Origin of the sequence: Paenarthrobacter sp. OM7 (genome assembly GCF_029873575.1) — a bacterium.
GTDB lineage: Bacteria > Actinomycetota > Actinomycetes > Actinomycetales > Micrococcaceae > Arthrobacter.
In genome coordinates this window covers 4,112,083-4,130,554 of the sequence record NZ_CP123579.1, presented here as the reverse complement: position 1 = coordinate 4,130,554, position 18,472 = coordinate 4,112,083, and the positions used below count along the sequence as shown (strand labels likewise).

At 62.1% G+C, this 18,472-nt stretch carries 11 protein-coding genes and 2 rRNA genes; 8 read left to right on the top strand and 5 right to left on the bottom strand.

Going from position 1 to position 18,472, the window contains the following annotated elements:
- The first annotated feature begins 482 nt into the window (after positions 1 to 482).
- Both QEH68_RS18995 and rrf read left to right on the top strand, forming a co-directional pair.
- Positions 483 to 3,640, top strand: a 23S ribosomal RNA gene (locus QEH68_RS18995).
- Positions 3,641 to 3,797: 157 nt separating this feature from the next.
- Positions 3,798 to 3,914 (top strand): 5S ribosomal RNA (rrf, locus tag QEH68_RS18990).
- A gap of 82 nt (positions 3,915 to 3,996) precedes the next feature.
- On the opposite strand, the gene QEH68_RS18985 is transcribed toward rrf, so the two are convergent.
- Complete coding sequence (locus QEH68_RS18985) at positions 3,997 to 5,043, bottom strand: patatin-like phospholipase family protein (protein WP_280624169.1); 1,047 nt, start codon at positions 5,041 to 5,043, stop codon at positions 3,997 to 3,999.
- 202 nt (positions 5,044 to 5,245) lie between these two features.
- Here QEH68_RS18985 and QEH68_RS18980 point away from each other — a divergent pair, with 202 nt between their 5' ends.
- The 4 genes from QEH68_RS18980 to QEH68_RS18965 all read left to right on the top strand — a co-directional run bounded on the left by QEH68_RS18980 (position 5,246) and on the right by QEH68_RS18965 (position 10,743).
- The gene (locus tag QEH68_RS18980; protein ID WP_280624168.1) at positions 5,246 to 5,809 is read left to right on the top strand and encodes a GNAT family protein; all 564 of its coding nucleotides are present in this window, start codon (positions 5,246 to 5,248) and stop codon (positions 5,807 to 5,809) included.
- A 236-nt stretch (positions 5,810 to 6,045) separates the two neighbouring features.
- Positions 6,046 to 6,333, top strand: coding sequence for an HU family DNA-binding protein (locus QEH68_RS18975; protein WP_011776355.1), 288 nt, complete (start codon positions 6,046 to 6,048; stop codon positions 6,331 to 6,333).
- Between the two features lie 241 nt (positions 6,334 to 6,574).
- Positions 6,575 to 8,770 (top strand): cytochrome c oxidase assembly protein, encoded by a 2,196-nt coding sequence (locus QEH68_RS18970; protein ID WP_280628049.1) that lies wholly within the window; start codon positions 6,575 to 6,577, stop codon positions 8,768 to 8,770.
- Complete coding sequence (locus tag QEH68_RS18965) at positions 8,770 to 10,743, top strand: NHL domain-containing thioredoxin family protein (RefSeq protein ID WP_207595227.1); 1,974 nt, start codon at positions 8,770 to 8,772, stop codon at positions 10,741 to 10,743. Before QEH68_RS18970 ends, QEH68_RS18965 begins: the two co-directional genes overlap by 1 nt.
- A gap of 160 nt (positions 10,744 to 10,903) precedes the next feature.
- Here QEH68_RS18965 and QEH68_RS18960 read toward each other — a convergent pair whose 3' ends face one another.
- The 4 genes from QEH68_RS18960 to QEH68_RS18945 form a co-directional block, all read right to left on the bottom strand.
- Entirely contained in the window at positions 10,904 to 11,932 is a 1,029-nt protein-coding gene (locus tag QEH68_RS18960) for a hypothetical protein (RefSeq protein WP_207597663.1), read from the bottom strand.
- Between the two features lie 115 nt (positions 11,933 to 12,047).
- The gene (locus QEH68_RS18955) at positions 12,048 to 13,769 is read right to left on the bottom strand and encodes a helicase HerA-like domain-containing protein (protein ID WP_280624129.1); all 1,722 of its coding nucleotides are present in this window, start codon (positions 13,767 to 13,769) and stop codon (positions 12,048 to 12,050) included.
- Positions 13,770 to 13,772: 3 nt separating this feature from the next.
- Complete coding sequence (locus tag QEH68_RS18950) at positions 13,773 to 14,291, bottom strand: GNAT family N-acetyltransferase (protein ID WP_207595225.1); 519 nt, start codon at positions 14,289 to 14,291, stop codon at positions 13,773 to 13,775.
- 57 nt (positions 14,292 to 14,348) lie between these two features.
- Positions 14,349 to 16,310, bottom strand: a complete 1,962-nt coding sequence (locus QEH68_RS18945; RefSeq protein WP_280624126.1) for an FAD/NAD(P)-binding protein — start codon at positions 16,308 to 16,310, stop codon at positions 14,349 to 14,351.
- Between the two features lie 289 nt (positions 16,311 to 16,599).
- Between QEH68_RS18945 and QEH68_RS18940 the strand changes: the two genes are divergently transcribed.
- Both QEH68_RS18940 and QEH68_RS18935 read left to right on the top strand, forming a co-directional pair.
- Positions 16,600 to 17,565 carry an amino acid ABC transporter permease gene (locus QEH68_RS18940; protein ID WP_280624124.1) on the top strand — a complete coding sequence of 322 codons (966 nt, stop codon included), beginning with the start codon at positions 16,600 to 16,602 and terminating at the stop codon, positions 17,563 to 17,565.
- Positions 17,562 to 18,470, top strand: coding sequence for an amino acid ABC transporter ATP-binding protein (locus tag QEH68_RS18935; protein ID WP_242703421.1), 909 nt, complete (start codon positions 17,562 to 17,564; stop codon positions 18,468 to 18,470). The genes QEH68_RS18940 and QEH68_RS18935 overlap by 4 nt, the downstream gene beginning before the upstream one ends.
- Positions 18,471 to 18,472 lie beyond the last annotated feature (2 nt).

Below are 18,472 nucleotides of genomic sequence, written 5' to 3'. Positions count from 1 at the left end.
GTGTTGCCCATTGCGCAGGCGTCTGTTCTGCGGTGGGTGCTCATGGGTGGAATATCAACGAATCAAACTTGTTTGGCATGGCCTTTACCGGTTGTGTCCTGGTGCCAGTACGGCAGCATGTGTCTCTGCTTTTTGTGGGGGTGGGTGTTGTTGGGAACGCTGCCGGGGTGCATGGTTTGTGGGGGTTGTGTTTGGCGCACTGTTGGGTCCTGAGGCAACAGGACCTTTTTGCAGCAATGCAGAGGGCATCGTTCTGGTGTTTCTTTTGTTCCTGCTTCCGGTTCTGCCGCGTGTCCCTGTGTGGGGTGGTGGTGGTCTGGTTGATGGGGTTGTTGTTTGAGAACTACATAGTGGACGCGAGCATCTGAGACATGCATGGCTGGCCTTTCGGGGTTGGTGTGTGTGTTTCTACAGCAATTTCTTATGAATGAACCTGGCCCTTGTGGTCGTGGTTCTCTCGAGTAAGTTTTTGATCTTTGTGTGGTCAAGTTTTTAAGGGCACACGGTGGATGCCTTGGCATTAGGAGCCGAAGAAGGACGTAGGAATCTGCGATAAGCCTGGGGGAGTTGATAACCGAGCGTTGATCCCAGGATGTCCGAATGGGGAAACCCCGCACAACGCTGCAAGGTGATTGTGTGACCCGCATCTGAACACATAGGGTGCGTGGGGGGAACGCGGGGAAGTGAAACATCTCAGTACCCGCAGGAAGAGAAAACAATAGTGATTCCGTTAGTAGTGGCGAGCGAACGCGGATCAGGCTAAACCGTTCCATGTGTGATAGCCGGCGGGCGTTGCATGGGCGGGGTTGTGGGACTTTCCGTGATGGTTCTGCCGGACCGTTGGGGTGATGTGCAGGCATAGGTGAACGGTCTTGAAAGGCCGGCCAGAGAGGGTGGGAGCCCCGTAACCGTAATGTTGTGTGCAGCCTGGAGAGTATCCCAAGTAGCACGGGGCCCGAGAAATCCCGTGCGAATCTGTCAGGACCACCTGATAAGCCTAAATACTTCCTAATGACCGATAGCGGACCAGTACCGTGAGGGAAAGGTGAAAAGTACCCCGGGAGGGGAGTGAAACAGTACCTGAAACCGTGTGCTTACAATCCGTCGGAGCAACCGCGAGTGATCGCATAGTAGTTGTGACGGCGTGCCTTTTGAAGAATGAGCCTGCGAGTTAGTGTTACGTCGCGAGGTTAACCCGTGTGGGGTAGCCGTAGCGAAAGCGAGTCTGAACAGGGCGAGTGTAGTGGCGTGATCTAGACCCGAAGCGGAGTGATCTACCCATGGCCAGGTTGAAGCGACGGTAAGACGTCGTGGAGGACCGAACCCACTTCAGTTGAAAATGGAGGGGATGAGCTGTGGGTAGGGGTGAAAGGCCAATCAAACTCCGTGATAGCTGGTTCTCCCCGAAATGCATTTAGGTGCAGCGTTGCGTGTTTCTTGCCGGAGGTAGAGCTACTGGATGGCCGATGGGCCCTACAAGGTTACTGACGTCAGCCAAACTCCGAATGCCGGTAAGTGAGAGCGCAGCAGTGAGACTGTGGGGGATAAGCTTCATAGTCGAGAGGGAAACAGCCCAGACCACCAACTAAGGCCCCTAAGCGTGTGCTAAGTGGGAAAGGATGTGGAGTTGCGAAGACAACCAGGAGGTTGGCTTAGAAGCAGCCATCCTTGAAAGAGTGCGTAATAGCTCACTGGTCAAGTGATTCCGCGCCGACAATGTAGCGGGGCTCAAGTACACCGCCGAAGTTGTGGATTTCACACATTGCCCTAGCCTTCGTGGTTCAGGGGTGTGGAGTGGTAGGGGAGCGTCGTGTGGGCAGTGAAGTCGCGGTGGAAACCAGCGGTGGAGCCTACACGAGTGAGAATGCAGGCATGAGTAGCGAAAGACGGGTGAGAAACCCGTCCGCCGAATGATCAAGGGTTCCAGGGTCAAGCTAATCTGCCCTGGGTAAGTCGGGACCTAAGGCGAGGCCGACAGGCGTAGTCGATGGACAACGGGTTGATATTCCCGTACCGGCGAAAAACCGCCCATGCCAAGCGGGGGATACTAACCGCCCGGAGCCTGCCCGCTCACCCTTGTGGTGTTGTGGGTTTTGGCCGAGCGCGGGACCTGATCCCGGGAGGTAAGCGTATTAACAGGTGTGACGCAGGAAGGTAGCCGGGCCGGGCGATGGTTGCCCCGGTCTAAGGATGTAGGGTCAGGGATAGGCAAATCCGTTCCTGTGTGCTTCGAGCACGTTCCTGAGATCTGATGGGACTCCCGTATGGGGGGATCCGGTGATCCTATGCTGCCTAGAAAAGCATCGACGCGAGGTTTTAGCCGCCCGTACCCCAAACCGACACAGGTGATCAGGTAGAGAATACCAAGGCGATCGAGAGAATTATGGTTAAGGAACTCGGCAAAATGCCCCCGTAACTTCGGGAGAAGGGGGGCCTGCCCCGTGATGGAGACTTGCTCTCCGTGAGCGGGTGTGGGCCGCAGAGACCAGGGGGAAGCGACTGTTTACTAAAAACACAGGTCCGTGCGAAGTCGCAAGACGATGTATACGGACTGACTCCTGCCCGGTGCTGGAAGGTTAAGAGGACCGGTTAGCCACCTTGTGTGGCGAAGCTGAGAATTTAAGCCCCAGTAAACGGCGGTGGTAACTATAACCATCCTAAGGTAGCGAAATTCCTTGTCGGGTAAGTTCCGACCTGCACGAATGGAGTAACGACTTCCCCGCTGTCTCAACCATAAACTCGGCGAAATTGCAGTACGAGTAAAGATGCTCGTTACGCGCAGCAGGACGGAAAGACCCCGAGACCTTTACTATAGTTTGGTATTGGTGTTCGGAGTGGCTTGTGTAGGATAGGTGGGAGACGTTGAAACCCGGACGCCAGTTCGGGTGGAGTCATCGTTGAAATACCACTCTGGTCACTTTGGACATCTAACTTCGGCCCGTGATCCGGGTCAGGGACAGTGCCTGATGGGTAGTTTAACTGGGGCGGTTGCCTCCTAAAAAGTAACGGAGGCGCCCAAAGGTTCCCTCAGCCTGGTTGGCAATCAGGTGTCGAGTGTAAGTGCACAAGGGAGCTTGACTGTGAGAGAGACATCTCAAGCAGGGACGAAAGTCGGGACTAGTGATCCGGCGGTACATTGTGGAATGGCCGTCGCTCAACGGATAAAAGGTACCTCGGGGATAACAGGCTGATCTTGCCCAAGAGTCCATATCGACGGCATGGTTTGGCACCTCGATGTCGGCTCGTCGCATCCTGGGGCTGGAGTAGGTCCCAAGGGTTGGGCTGTTCGCCCATTAAAGCGGTACGCGAGCTGGGTTTAGAACGTCGTGAGACAGTTCGGTCCCTATCCGCTGCGCGCGCAGGAAATTTGAGAAGGGCTGTCCTTAGTACGAGAGGACCGGGACGGACGAACCTCTGGTGTGTCAGTTGTACTGCCAAGTGCATCGCTGATTAGCTACGTTCGGATGGGATAACCGCTGAAAGCATCTAAGCGGGAAGCTCGCTTCAAGATGAGATTTCCATACACATTTATGTGTGAGAGGCCCCCAGCCAGACCACTGGGTTGATAGGCCGGATGTGGAAGCGAGGACTAAAGACTCGTGAAGCTGACCGGTACTAATAGGCCAACAACTTACACCACACAACACACTGCACGCGTCCACTATGTGGTTCCCGAACAACAACCCGCACCAAGGGTTGCCGGAACCAACAACTAAATAACAACACCACAGTTGTAACCACAAAGATTTCCCACCCACCCCCACCAAAAACAAGGGGGCCGGGACGGGTAACAGAGTTACGGCGGTCATAGCGTGGGGGAAACGCCCGGTCCCATTCCGAACCCGGAAGCTAAGACCCACAGCGCCGATGGTACTGCACCCGGGAGGGTGTGGGAGAGTAGGACACCGCCGGACAACCATTAAGGCAAGAGCCCCGACCACAGGTCGGGGCTCTTCCCCTTTAACCACCCAACCCCTAAACGAGGCAAAGCATCCATCAACCGGGAAGATCCGGTGAGCTCCAGAAATCGGCCACATGGGGCGCCAGCGCTTTGCCTTGCTGAAATCCTGCTCGGGCCGCTGACGGACGCAAGGACAAATCCATCGCCCTGACGCCGAACATGTACTGGGATTCGTTGTGAGGAAAGATTGTTTCAACCTGGCTGCCGTTGGCATGCAGCGCGTCCACCTGCCCAGCGAGGTGCATGCCCCACTCCAACGGAGTCCGCGTACGGCCGCCGAAAGGGGCCAACACCAGCACCCGTGAGTACCCAGTTGCCAGATCTGCGTTCTCGGCGTTGGCGCGGTATCCGCCGTCGATGTACTGGTTGCTGCCGATGCTGTAGGCGAAGCCGCTGGCGCAGCTGGCGGCAACTGCGTCTACCAGATCCACTCCGCTGTGGCGGTGGAATACCACCGGATCACCCGTCCGGGCATCCACCGCGGTCAGGAGGATTGTCCGTTCCGGCCACTGCGCTTGGGGCAAGCGGGTTGCCACTGTGTCACGCCATCGTGCGCTGCAGCCTTCCAGGGCTTCGGCCATGTCAATGGCTGCTGCCCCCAATCGCCGGCGCATATCGGCCATGTCCGTGGAAGCACTCATGATGTTGCCGGTCCGTTCCATCTGGTCCGCTACTGGCCTGGCGCCAGACCCAACCACGCCAAACCCGGCCACGCCAGCCCCAACCCGGCCAGCCCGTACATTCTTCGCCGGTTCCGGCGGGGATGCGGCAACGATGGCATCGAACAGCTCGGTTGGGGTGGCGCCGGCGAGTTGGGCTGCGGCGGTGGACCCTGCTGAGGTGCCAATGGTCAGGTCTGCGGTGGTGACGTCCAGCCCGGCGTCGAACAGGCCGGCGATAATTCCGATCAGCCACGCGTTGCCGGTTGAGCCGCCGCCACCGAGGACCAAGGCCCGTCGGGGCGTTGCCGGTCCCGTGACGGCCGAATCGGCGTCGACATGTGGCTGGGACTGGACGGGCGCCGGTAACCCGGGCGCCGTCGTCGGGCTGGCGTTAAGTGATGAAGTAGTTGATGTGTCCATGGGAGTCGCCTTTCGCGAAGTGCGTGACGGACGCTCCCACTCGCGACCAGCTCAGTCGCGGGATCGTGGACTGCAGGGAGCGCCCACTATGGATACTGCGTTCATGGGGCTCACCTCCTGTCGAAAGTTCACGATCACGCGAAAAGTTATCACTCTGTAGGCACCTGCGCAATTGTTGGGCAGGCGCCGGTAGAGTCTGGGGATGAATCTCACACGATACGTCTCCCCAGGCGCGGGCAGAGCGGGCGGCGAACGGGTGAACCTGCGCCCTGTTGAGCTTTCAGACGCGAAAGACCTGGCTGCTGCTTATCTGCGTAATCGAAGGCATTTGGAGCAATGGGAGCCCACCCGTGGAGATGACTTCTTCACCGTGGGAGGCCAGGAGGCTTCGATACAGGCCAAGCTCGGCCTCTATGCCGCTGGCAGCGAAGTGCCATGGGTCGTCACCGGCAGCCGGGGCATTCAAGGAATGATCACACTGACCGGCATTGTCCGCGGTCCTTTCCAGAACGCCAATCTGGGCTATTGGATTGATGCGGAATGCACCGGCAGGGGTTTGGCGTCGTGCGCGGTTGCCGCCGTCGTGAATATGGCAACAGAGGAGCTCGGCCTCCATCGGGTCCAGGCCGCGACACTGCTCCACAACACAGCGTCCCAAGCTGTCCTCAACCGATGCGGCTTCGAACGGATCGGCGTTGCGCCCGCCTACCTGCACATCGCGGGGGAATGGCAGGACCACCTTTTGTTCCAGCGCGTCCTGTTCTGATGGGGCACAGCGGGAGGTCTGATGGGCAGCATGGGGGGAACGGGCCAATGCCGTAGGGTACGCCAAGGGCGTAAAGCACCCCTAAAAACCCCGAAAATCCGGTGATTTTGGTCAAAAAGGCGCGGAAACACGCGGAATTTGCTGGCCATGCCAGCCCAAGCTGGTAAGTTTTCGAACAGTGGCTTGCTCGCATTCCGCTTGAAAGCTCAAAAACGTATGAGTCCAGGAGGACGTAAATGGCTAAGAACCGTAGTGAACTCGTTGCAGAGGTAGCAGGCAAGGCTGGCACCAGCCAGGCAGCAGTCAACTCCGTGCTCGATGCACTGTTCGAAGTTTTCGAGACTTCTGTCGCCGCCGGCGAGAAGATCACCATCCCGGGCTGGCTCGCAGTTGAGCGCACCGACCGTGCAGCCCGCACCGGCCGCAACCCGCAGACCGGCGAGACCATCCAGATCGCAGCCGGCCACAGCGTCAAGCTGACCGCTGGCTCCAAGCTGAAGGCTGCTGTCGCAAAGAAGAAGTAATTACTCTTCGGCGAACGCCTGGAAGGGACGGCAACCTGACGGTTGCCGTCCCTTCTGCTTTTTACATATCCACATAGCACCCGTGATGCACATAGCACCCTCCCGATTCGCAGCCTTGCGACAGGTAGCGGACAATGGATGAGTGCCATCAGCAAGAAATTCCGCAACTGCCCCTTCGCCTGTTCCCACGCCGGGAGCGCGGGGAGGCACTACAGTCGCGGGGATTTCCGTACCGTGGCAATTGGCCGGTCTGGCGGCGCTGTTCCTGACGCTCGCCGCGGCACTCATCTTCTCAGGTGCTTCCGCAGCACGGCAGGTCTCGGACCCCGGCGAGTTGGTCCGGTGGGGCCTTCCGGTCGCAAAGGCCATCCACAACGTCTCCGTGGCAACTGTGGTGGGCGGTTTGATTTTTGCAGTCGGCATCTTGCCCAAGAACCTCGGTGGCTCGCGGTCCCGCGACAAGAATGTTGAAGCACCCGAACACCCCGCTTTTGCCCGGGCCCTCGCCGTCGCTGCAGCCGCGGGAGCAGCATGGACATTGTCCGCAGTGGCAGTCCTCGTCCTGACCTACGCAGACGTAGCGGGCCAAGGGCTCTCCGGCGACGCCGAGTTCACCCGTTCGCTGGTGTACTTCATGACGGACATCGAGACGGGCAAGGCCTGGCTCGCCGTCACCATCATCGCCGCAGTGGTCACTACCGCGCTGTTCGGGGTGCGCTCCTTGACCGGGCTGGCGTTCACTCTGCTGCTGGCACTGATCGGGCTCATTCCCACCGCATTGATCGGACACTCGTCGAGTTCCAGTGACCACGAAGGCGCCATCAACTCACTGGGACTCCACCTCGTAGGGGTCTCTACGTGGGTGGGCGGAATCATCATGCTCGCTGTCCTTTCCACGATCCTCACGGGTTCCCGGAGCAAGGGAACGCCGGACATCACCGAACAAACCCTCCGTCGGTTCTCGGCACTGGCCGGCTTCGCCTTTGTGCTGGTGTTCGCCTCCGGCGTCATCAATGCTGCCATCCGCGTGACAAACCCCGCGGACCTGTTCGGCTCCCCGTACGGCCAACTCATTGTCGCGAAGTCCTTGGCCACACTCGTGCTGGGTGGCATCGGGTTCATGCACCGCCAGTGGGTCATTCCCCAGCTCGGCAAGAACGGTTCCATGTCTGCCCGCCGCGTGCTATGGCAACTGGTTCTGGTTGAGCTGCTGGTCATGGGCGCCACGTCGGGACTCGCCGTTGCGCTGGGCCGATCGGCTCCGCCGCAGCCCACCACCTATGCGCCTGATGCATCGCCGTCGTTCATCCTCTCCGGCTACGAGCTCCCACCGGAGCTCACCCCGGAACGCTGGTTGACGGAATGGCGATTCGACTGGCTGTGGGTGGGAGTGGCGCTGTTTGGTGCGGTCACCTACATCATGGGCATCATCAAGGTCCGCAGGCGCGGAGACAAATGGTCCTGGTTCCGATCGGTGAACTGGCTGATCGGCCTCGTGGTGCTGACGTACATCACCTCCGGCCCGCCTGCCGTTTATGGCCGCGTGCTGTTCTCTGCGCACATGGTGGACCACATGGCCCTGACCATGGTTGCCCCGATCTTCCTCGTTTTGGGCGCACCCGTCACGCTTGCCCTGCGGGCACTGCCTTCCAGGGGAGAGGGAGCCCACGGCTCACGGGGACTTCGCGAATGGCTGCTGGTGTTTGTGCATTCCAGGTTCTCGCAGATCGTGACACACCCGTTGTTCGCCGCAGCCAACTTCGCAGGTTCCATCGTCCTGTTCTACTACTCGGACCTTTTCGGCCTCGCGATGCGAGAGCACGTGGGCCACGAGCTCATGAACGTGCACTTCCTCCTGACCGGCTACATCTTTGTGCTGAGCATGATCGGCAGCGATCCTCTGCCCCGCCGCGCGCCCTACCCGATGCGCCTGCTTCTCCTGCTGGCCACCATGGGCTTCCACGCGTTCTTCGGCGTGGCCATCATGGGTGGCACCGGGCTGCTGGCAGCCGACTACTTTGGAAACCTGGGCCGCGCCTGGGGTCCGTCGGCCATTGGAGACCAGCAACTGGGTGGCGCAGTTGCGTGGGGAATCGGCGAAGTACCCACATTGCTGGTGGCGATCGGAGTGGCCGTGATGTGGTCACGCTCGGATGAACGGGAGACCCGCCGCGTTGATCGTGCCGCGGACAGGAATAACGACGCCGACCTGAGCGCTTACAACGATATGTTTGCCCGGCTCGCTGACCGCGATGCCAAAATGGCAGGCCGCACTGCCCAGCCTTCCAGGACGGTCGAACCATCCCGGACCGCCCAGGCCGAACGTGGCGACGCCGAGAGCAGCAATGCCGAACGCGGCGACGCCGAACGCAACAATGTCGAACGCCCAGACTCTGCAGTGCAGACTGAACCGAACACCAAGCTGGAAGGACGCTGATGAGCGAAACCGTACGCACCCAACTCCGGGTCCGGGCCTCCGAACTGGAGGGCCGCGGCTGGCTCAACACGGGCGGCAAATCCTTGGACTTGGAGTCCTTGCGCGGCAAGATCGTGCTGCTGGACTTCTGGACCTTCTGCTGCATCAACTGCCTGCACGTTCTTGACGAACTGCGCCCCCTCGAGGAGAAGTACTCCGACGTCCTGGTGACGGTGGGCGTACATTCGCCCAAGTTCGAGCACGAAGCGGATCCCGTAGCGCTGGCATCGGCCGTTGAGCGCTACGAGATCCACCACCCGGTCCTGGACGACCCGGAACTAGCCACGTGGAAGGCCTACACGGCCCGTGCCTGGCCCACGCTGGTGGTCGTCGATCCCGAGGGGTACATTGTGGCCCACCTTTCCGGCGAAGGCCACGCCGACGGCCTGGCTGTCCTGCTGGAAGAACTCGTCGCCGAGCATGAAGCCAAGGGAACCCTCCATCGCGGCAACGGCCCCTACGTGGCTCCCGTGCCGACGTCGGGCACTTTGCGTTTCCCGGGCAAAGCCACGCAGCTGCCGAACGGCAACTACCTCGTAGTCGACTCCGGCCACCACCGTCTGGTGGAGCTTCGGCCGGACCTGGAAACCGTAGAGCGCGTCATCGGCTCCGGCACCAAGGGGTACCTGGACGGCCAAGCGGAGATCGCACAGTTCAATGAGCCCCAGGGCGTCGCGTTGCTCCCGTCGGAGCTTGCATGGAAACTGGGCTACGACGCCGTGGTGGCCGATACCGTCAACCACCGCCTCCGTGGAGTGACACTCAGCTCCGGTTACGTGCAGACGGTCGCCGGGAACGGTGTGCAGCGGTTGCTCGACGCCGGACCCGCCCGAGTGACGGACACGGGCGCCGGTACTTGGTCTGAACATCACGACGCCGGCCCTGCTGACTTCGCGGCCGACGCCATTGATGTGGGGGCGCTGGGTCTGGGCACCGAGGTTTCCCTGTCCTCACCGTGGGACGTGGTGTGGAGCGATAAGCTGCAGCGCGTTGTTATCGCCATGGCCGGCACACACCAGATCTTCGCCTTCGACCCCCTGGGCAACGAGGTTTCCATCCTGGCCGGCTCCGGTCTGGAGGGCCTGCTGGACGGCAAGGCTGAAGAGGCCTGGTTCGCCCAGTCCTCCGGCCTGGCGATCGACGCCGAGGGCAACATCTGGGTTGCGGACTCGGAAACGTCGTCCCTTCGCCGGTTGGTGCTGAGCGACTCGGGCGTCACCGTGGAAACCGCGGTGGGCAAAGGGTTGTTCGATTTCGGCTTCCGCGACGGCGAGGCCGCTGAGGCCCGGTTGCAGCACCCCTTGGGTGTCACCGTCTTGCCGGACGGTTCTGTAGCCATCGCAGATACTTACAACGGCGCCGTCCGCCGCTACGACCCCGCTACCAAGTCGGTGTCCACGTTGGCGAGGGGCCTCGCTGAGCCTAGTGATGTCGTGGTGGTCCAGGTGGAAGGCAGTGAGCCGCTGCTTGTCGTGGTGGAGTCCAACAAGCACCAACTGGTCCTGGTTCCGATCCCCAAGGAAGCCCAGCAAGTGGACGAAGGCGCTTCCCAGACGCACCGTCCCAAGAGCCCGGTGACCCCCGGCCCGTTGGAACTGGCCGTCCGTTTCACTGCGCCGACAGGCCAGAAGCTGGACGACCGATGGGGCGATCCCACGCAGATGAAGATCTCTTCCACGCCGCCGGAACTCCTGGTCTCCGGAGGCGGAACATCGGTGGGCTTGCTGCGCACCCTGGAACTCTCCGCCGACGTTCCCGAAGGCATCCTTCACATCACCGCCCGTGCGGCTGCTTGTGATGGACCTGAAACTGAGGACGGCGAAATCCCGGACCACGCCGCCTGCCACCTCTACCAGCAGGATTGGGGCATCCCGGTAGTCCTGCAGGCCGACGGTGAGTCCGAGTTGGTGTTGGACCTGCGCGGCATGGACTAACCCACTGACTGAAATGGCCCGGGCCCACTTTTCAATAGGTTGGCCCGGGCCTTTTTCATGCCCTGGAACTGCTCGAAGGCGAGCGAATGCGGCGGGCCGGTGCAGCAGGTGAGTGCGGCCGACGTGCCAATGGCAGGCCTGTGCGGCGGGCCGGGGAAGCTCAGAAGGTCAGCATCGGGGTGACTGTCACAGTGTCAGCGTTGACATCCAGTTGGGTGGTGAAGCTGAAATCGTGCTCAACGCTGAGGTCGTTGACGTACCCGGTGAACAGGTTGATTTCCCGGGCGGTCAGGGTGGCCTTGCCGTTCAGGGGAGCCACCACCCATTTGCCGCCGAAAGGTTCGATAGTGATCTTGGGATATTCCGTGATGGCCCACTTGATGGTTCCGTCCACCACACGGGCGTTGCTGGCGTGGTAGAAGGGGCAATCGGGCTGGAGCCGTTGCTGTTCGGTGGCCTGCGCCGCGCAGCTGTCCAGGAATTCGCGGACCTTCCCGGCGACTGCCTCGTTCATGGACTTGGTGGAACGCGTCTGCAGGTTCAGGGGAGCCTGGCCGCCGTCGCGGGTTGAGACGAGGGCCGAGGTGGGCGGCGCCTCGAAGAAGGTCCCGTTGAGGCTGGCCTCGTACTTACCGGGGAAGAAGACAGCGAAGGTGTTGCGGCCATTGGGCATATTGACGGGCACACCGTTGAGGGTGGCTTCGCTGGCATTGACCACCGTGACCTCAATGGTGGGCAGCGTGGTGGGCACGAACGCCCACTTGGCGAAGAACAGCCACTGCGTCCCGGTCCGTTCCATCAGGAACTCGGTGTGAAGTTTGCTGCCGTCCAGGGTGTAGTCGACGGGGACTGCCACGCGGTTGCTGCCCCGCGATTCAGGGTTCCCCACTGTGACGTCGGACATCTTGGAAGCGGCTGTTTGCAGGGCGGTGCCATCCAGCATGGCGGCGTTCGAGCTGGGCACTTTGGCCCGCAGGAGGCCCAGCGCTTCTTCGCCTTCGCCCTTCTGCAGCGCCGCCAGGTACTCCTTGACGGGCTGTTGTGGGCTGGCCACCGACGAGCTCACCAAATTGATGCAGACGATGGCCCCGGCGGCAGCAAGCATCAGACCGAGCAGCCATCCGGCTGCGGTCTTGACGAACGCTTGACTCAACTGCACGCCCTTTACGTTACCTGCCGCGGCAGCGATCACTGTGCAGGAAGGCGCTGATATGACGTATGTCCACCGATTGGAGAAGGCTCGACGGCGGGCGGCAACAAGCGTTGTTGCCACCCGGCGTCGTACTGGTGCCCGTCAGGCGGGACTAGCGGCGGCGCCGTGAGGAGGTGCCGAAGACGCCGCGCATGAGGTCACGGCCCAGCTGCGTGCCCATGGACCGGACCATGCTTTTCAGCCCGCCGCCCAGCGCACCACCGAGGGCGCCGGCGATGTCTCCGAACATGCCATCCTGCTGGGCCGGAGCCTGCTGCGGAACTGGAGCAGGCGCGGGAACCGGGTAGGGCTCAGGTGATGAGGACCGCGAGCTGGGGCGGCCGAGGATCTCTTCCTCGATCCGGCGCGCTTCGGCGTCGATGTCGGACTGGGAAACCGCGGAACCCCCGGATGATGCGGAAGGCACCGGTGGCAGTCCCGGAGCAGCATCGCCGGTGGATACGGCGGCCTGGCCATTCAACTTCTCGTACGCGGAGAGGTTGTCCACGGCGGTGCCGTACTTCACCAACAAGGAGGACCCTGCCACGGTGCTCTTGATGAGGTCGTCCGCGCTGGGACCCATGACGGACTCCGGGGCGCGGAGCCGTGTCAACGCAACCGGTGTGGGCGCACCCTTCTCATTCATGACGGTGATAACGGCCTCGCCGATGCCCGCGGACGTGAGCGTTTCTTCGAGGTCGTAGTCACTGACGGGGAACGTGGAGACGGTGGCCTTCAACGCTTTGGCATCCTCGGGGGTGAAGGCGCGCAAGGCGTGCTGGATGCGGTTGGCGAGCTGGCCCAGGACGTCAGCAGGAACATCCTTGGGTGTCTGCGTGACGAAGAAGATGCCCACCCCTTTGGAGCGGATGAGCCGGACGGTGGTGGTGATGGCGTCGAGGAAGGCCTTGGAGGCGCCGTTGAACAGCAGATGGGCTTCGTCCAGGAAGAAGACGAGCTTGGGCTTGTCCAGGTCGCCGGCTTCGGGGAGGTCCTCGAAAAGATCAGCCAGGAGCCACATGAGGAACGTGGAGAACAACAGGGGCTTGGTCTGCAGCGTTGGCAATTCAAGGCAGCTGATCACGCCCCGGCCATCCGGCGCTGTGCGGAGCAGTTCGGCGGTATCGAACTCGGGCTCGCCGAAGAACTTCTCCATCCCCTGGGCCTCAAGGGTGACCAGTTCGCGGAGGATCACGCCGGCTGTGGCTTTGGAAAGCCCGCCAAGGTTTGCCAGTTCGGTCTTGCCCTCGTCCGAGGTCAGGAACTGGATGACCGCACGGAGGTCCTTGAGGTCGATCAGCTCCAGGTTGTTCTTGTCCGCGAAGTGGAAAATCAGTTGGAGGCTGGATTCCTGCGTGTCGTTCAAATCCATGATGCGCGAGAGCAGGATTGGCCCGAACGAGGTGATGGTGGCACGGACGGGAATACCGTGGCCATCCCCACCGAGCGAGAGGAACTCAACGGGAAAATTCTTCGCAGACCACTCCTGCCCCAGCGCCGAGGTGCGTGCGGTCAGCTTCTCACTGCCGGTGGCGGGCGTGGCCAGTCCTGAAAGATCACCCTTGATGTCCGCGAGGAAAACCGGGACACCCGCCGTACACAGTTGTTCGGCCATCATGTGCAGCGTGACCGTCTTGCCGGTGCCCGTGGCGCCGGCCACCAGTCCGTGCCGGTTCATCATGGCGAGCGGGAGCCGGACCTGGGCCTCTTTGTGGATCTCACCGTCCACGATCGCGGCGCCCAGCTCGATGGTGGCACCTTCCAGGGTGTACCCCTGCTGGATGGTGGCGAGTTTCTCGGCAGTTGTTGCAGTGGGTTTCTTGGCCATGCGCATAGCTTAGCTGTGCACGGCAAGATCCTTGCTGAACGCCAAATGCTTGATGTCCTCGGGGTCTGCGGCGAGGTCGAACAGCGCCTTGTAGCCCGTGGCAAGGTAGAGGTTTTTCGCCTCCGGCTGGCGCGGGCCGGTGGTGAGGTAGAGCTTCCGGTAGCCGCGTCGTCGCGCCTCATTTTCCAGTTCCGTCAGGACCAGGCGTGCCAAGCCGCGACGTCGGTGGGCCGAGTGCGTCCAGATCCGCTTGAGTTCGGCAGTGTGGTCGTCATAGCGCCGGAACGCGCCGCCGGCCACTGACTCGCCATTCTCCTGGATGATGATCAACGCGCCGTGCGGGGCAGCGAACTCTTCGGCAGGGTACCGGTTCAGTTCCTCCGCGGCCCCTTCGCTGCTGAACAGGTCGCCATAGCGGGTGTTGTATTCGACGGCGAGCTCGTCCAGGAGGGGGCGAACGCGGGGATCGCGCATGGGCAGGCTGAGGACGGTCAGGCCCGACGTCGGCAGGGTTGGCGTTGTTGTCATGTCAGGCCTTTCGTAGGTGGAATCCAAGTAGGTAGCAGTTAATGCCGTTTTGAGGGCTCATAACGGCGTTAACTGCGACTCAGTTGGGCGGGCGGCAGCAACAGTGGACAGGATCCTCCGCGCCAGGGCGTCGTTCTCCCGGAAGGGTGCTGCGTTGGTGTTGGGCCGTGCAAAAGCCCCGGCACCCCACCCGGACGTCCACGGGCCCACCGCGAACAAACCCCTCTGAGGAGTACCAACAGGGGACAGGACCTCGTGATTCCCGGAGACCAGCAGCTTTCCTGTGGAGTGGGCACCGTCGGAGGTGAGGAGCCGTTGTTCGGTGCCCCATCCGGCGTCGTGCAGGTCAAACAACGCGGGGTTGGCGGAACGTTCCACCGAAGCGGCAGGCAGTCGCGCCTCAATGTACGCGGCGGCGTCCACCACAACGGGCGATTGGAACGAGCCGGCAACGAACCTGCCCATGGAATCGTCGGCACGGACCCACATGCCCGGACCCAGGAACTTCAGGAACCCGGCCCGGTGAAGTGCCAGCATCTCGCGGAGGCGGTGGGAGGGCGGACCGGAGTCGACGAAGCTGAAGAAGCCGTGCCACCACCCGTGAATGGCCTGCTGGGAGCGGGCATTGAGCCGTTCCTGCGGGACCAGGCGGCCGAGGTCCATGTAGACAAACAGCAAGGCGGTGAAAAGGGCCAGGGTCTCGGAATGGTCAGGGCTGGTGCGGAGATCAAGGTCGCGCTGGATATACGCGGCCACCGAGCGTTGCACTGAGTCATGGTCGGCGAACGCGCATCCGCTCAGGGGATGGTCCAGCTTCTCGAGGTCCAGGCGCAGCGCCGGATCCGGCACGGAGAAGTTGACCAGTTCTTCGCGGGCAGCGCTGTACCAATCGAGGGCCTCGAAACGTGACTCAAAACTGGTCCACGTCCCCAGTACCCGCTCCGGGTAGCCGGTGAAGAGCTCGCGGTAGTAGGCGTACCCGGCGTCCTTGGCGATCAGCGGCCACAGGTGCTTGCGGAAATCGAGTTCCTGATGCTCGGCGAGGAGCGCATCAATGGCCTCTGCGGTGAAGTATCGCGGGCGGGCGATTGGCTCGCCGCGCATCGTGGAGGAGATCTTGGAGTGGAAAGGTACACCGCGCCGGGACCCCGCCCAGACCCGCGGTTCGGCGCCGGAGGCTACGTAGTCCAGGTGGCCGTCGGGCGTTTCTTCGAAGCGGCCACCACGTCCCTCGAACAACAACACCAGCAGGTCCACGAACGCCAGGCCCATCCCGGAAACGATCACGTCCTGGCCGGGTTCAATCGCGGAGTAGTCCACGTCCGTGGTGTACGACGGCGGCGCATGGAACCCGCCGTGCCGGGCAGCGAACTCGCTGAGGCGGGCGGACTCGGGGTCGGGAACGGAATCTGTGTGCCCCAGCGCATACACCACGACGTCGGCAAGCACCTCCGCACCGGAAGCCAGCCGCACGCGGTAAGGACCGTCGTCGAGCCCGCCGTGAGACCCAGCGGAGGCGCCGTCCGCAACCGAACGCTCGACGGCGGTGGCCGTGTCCCGATGCACGGTGACCGTCGCGTCGGAGCCCAAAGCGCTGACGGCCCGGCCGAAGAACCATTCAAGGTACTTGCTCTGAAGTTGACGGGTGGGAAACGACCCCGGAGTCAGCGAGCGAAGCTGTTCGAGCAGGTGCGGCTCCAGCGAAGGAACATCCCGGATGCTGCCGTCCAGCACGCCCGACGCCCACGTGGACAATCCCGGCCCCTCCACCGACGGGCCGTCGCAGGCTACCGAGGCGTCCGTGAACATGGTGACGTCCGCAGCCGTGGAGTTCAGCAGCAGCCCGGGATCCTGGTCATAGCGCCAGATCCTCCCGGAACCGGGTTCATGGGGTTCGATGACGTGGATGTGCAGGGGACCGAGGAACAGCGCAGGACGGTTGGCGGCAAGTCGTTCCAGGACGCCGGCGGTGCGCGGGCCGCCGCCAATGAAGGCGATGGCTGGAACTCGTGACGGCATGGGATCTCCTGAAGAGCAGTGGTGTGGTGATGCCCAATCTAGGGACGAACCGGGCCGCTGGTCGAGGCGGTGGTCACGGCCGTTCACCACGCGTCACGTCACGTTAAGGCGCGCAAAGAAGGGACGCATATGGCGCCTGATGACATCGATTATGACGTTGTACGAACCCCTGCGAAGCCGCGCGAAGTCCAGTGAAGAAGTGCAAATTCCCGCCTTGCTGCGGGGTTTCGCGCGCCCATAGATTGGCAGCCATCCGATAGACAACAACCGATCTGAAATGAGGTGGCGCATGAGTGCAATCGCACCGCCTGCCACGGCGGACACTGCACCGCCCACCCCGGACTACTCCGAGTACAAGCTGGTCCCTGCCCGGCATCCCTGGCGATGGGTGGGCACTGTACTGGTGGCTGCCGGTGTGGCCGCCATTGCGTATTCGCTGCTCACCAACCCCCGCTGGGAGTGGGGCGTGGTGGCCGAGTGGTTCACCGCCCAGTCGGTAGTCAACGGGCTCATCGAGACCCTCAAACTCACGGCCATCTCCGGTGTCCTTGGCTTTGTCCTCGGTTTCATCCTGGCCCTCATGCGCCTGTCGGCTTCGCCGCTGCTGGTCTCGGTGTCCTGGACGTTCTCCTGGATCTTCCGCTCCACGCCGCTGCTGGTCCAGCTCCTCCTTTGGTACAACCTGGGGTACCTGTACGAGAAGATCAGCCTGGGCATCCCGTTCACGGACGTCCGCTTCTTTGAAGCCCAGACCACCACGCTCATCAGCCAGTTCGCCGCAGCGGTCCTCGGCCTCACCTTGAACCAGGCGGCCTACTCCGCCGAAATCATCCGCGGCGGCATTCTCTCCGTGGACCAAGGCCAGCTTGAAGCCGCCTCGGCCTTGGGCATCCCGGCGTGGAAGCGTTCCACCAGGATCGTGCTTCCCCAGGCGATGCGGGCCATCCTGCCCAACGCGTTCAACGAGATCATCGGCCTGGTCAAGGGCACCTCGATCGTTTACGTCCTGGCGTACTCGGAGCTGTTCTACACGGTCCAGGTCATCTACAACCGGACCCAGCAGGTGCTGCCACTGCTCCTGGTGGCGACGCTCTGGTACGTGGTGATCACCTCTGTGCTGAGCATCTTCCAGTACTACATCGAACGCCACTTCTCCAAGGGCGCACTGCGGACCCTGCCGCTCACCCCGTTGCAGAAGGCCCGCAAGTTTTTCACCACACACGTTGCTGTCTCTCCCACCAAGGACGCCCGATGAGCATCATTGCTTCACGCAAGGAAAACACGACGACGGCGGCACAGCCTGACGCTGAAGCTCCGGCCCGCGATTCGGCCGGCACAGTCCCGGCCGGAAAAGCTCCGGCCGGCGCAGCCAAGGCCGCCACCCGCGGTCAGGTGGACATCACCAACGTCCGGAAGTCCTTCGGCGCCACAGAGGTGCTCAAGGGTGTTTCCTTGTCCGTCCCACCGGGCGGCGTCGCGGTGATCGTGGGGCCGTCGGGCTCGGGCAAGTCCACCCTGCTGCGCACCATCAACCACCTGGAAAAAGTCGACGGCGGCTACATCACCATCGATGGCGAACTGGTGGGCTACGAAGTCCGCGGCAACAAACTCCACGAACTGCGCGAGAAGGACATTCTCAAGCAGCGAACCCACATTGGCATGGTGTTCCAGAGCTTCAACCTGTTCCCGCACCTCACTGCCCTGGAGAACGTTATCGAGGCGCCCATCGTGGCCCAGAAGCGTTCCAAGGCCGAAGCCCGGAAGCGAGGATTGGAGCTCCTGGATCGGGTGGGCCTGAAGGACCGTGCAGACGCCTACCCGCGCCAGCTGTCCGGAGGCCAGCAGCAACGCGTGGCCATTGCGCGGGCGCTGGCGCTTGATCCCAAGATCCTCCTTTTCGACGAGCCCACCTCAGCACTGGACCCCGAACTCGTCAACGAAGTCCTGGACGTCATCCGCGAACTCGCCAAGTCCGGTACCACGCTGATTGTGGTCACCCACGAGATGGGCTTTGCCCGGGACGTCGCAGACACCGTGGTGTTCATGGACCAGGGCCAGATCGTCGAATCCGGCACTCCGCAGGATATCTTCGCGAACCCCCGCGAGGAACGTACCCGCAGCTTCTTCTCCAAAGTCATCGAACCAGCTTTCAACATCTAGGA

What these genes read in the sequence shown, in the direction of transcription:
- QEH68_RS18985 (WP_280624169.1), bottom strand. Translation starts at nt 5,043, where the DNA reads ATGGACACATCAACTACTTCATCACTTAACGCCAGCCCGACGACGGCG.
- QEH68_RS18980 (WP_280624168.1), top strand. Translation starts at nt 5,246, where the DNA reads ATGAATCTCACACGATACGTCTCCCCAGGCGCGGGCAGAGCGGGCGGC.
- QEH68_RS18975 (WP_011776355.1), top strand. Translation starts at nt 6,046, where the DNA reads ATGGCTAAGAACCGTAGTGAACTCGTTGCAGAGGTAGCAGGCAAGGCT.
- QEH68_RS18965 (WP_207595227.1), top strand. Translation starts at nt 8,770, where the DNA reads ATGAGCGAAACCGTACGCACCCAACTCCGGGTCCGGGCCTCCGAACTG.
- QEH68_RS18955 (WP_280624129.1), bottom strand. Translation starts at nt 13,769, where the DNA reads ATGCGCATGGCCAAGAAACCCACTGCAACAACTGCCGAGAAACTCGCC.
- QEH68_RS18950 (WP_207595225.1), bottom strand. Translation starts at nt 14,291, where the DNA reads ATGACAACAACGCCAACCCTGCCGACGTCGGGCCTGACCGTCCTCAGC.
- QEH68_RS18945 (WP_280624126.1), bottom strand. Translation starts at nt 16,310, where the DNA reads ATGCCGTCACGAGTTCCAGCCATCGCCTTCATTGGCGGCGGCCCGCGC.
- QEH68_RS18940 (WP_280624124.1), top strand. Translation starts at nt 16,600, where the DNA reads ATGAGTGCAATCGCACCGCCTGCCACGGCGGACACTGCACCGCCCACC.
- QEH68_RS18935 (WP_242703421.1), top strand. Translation starts at nt 17,562, where the DNA reads ATGAGCATCATTGCTTCACGCAAGGAAAACACGACGACGGCGGCACAG.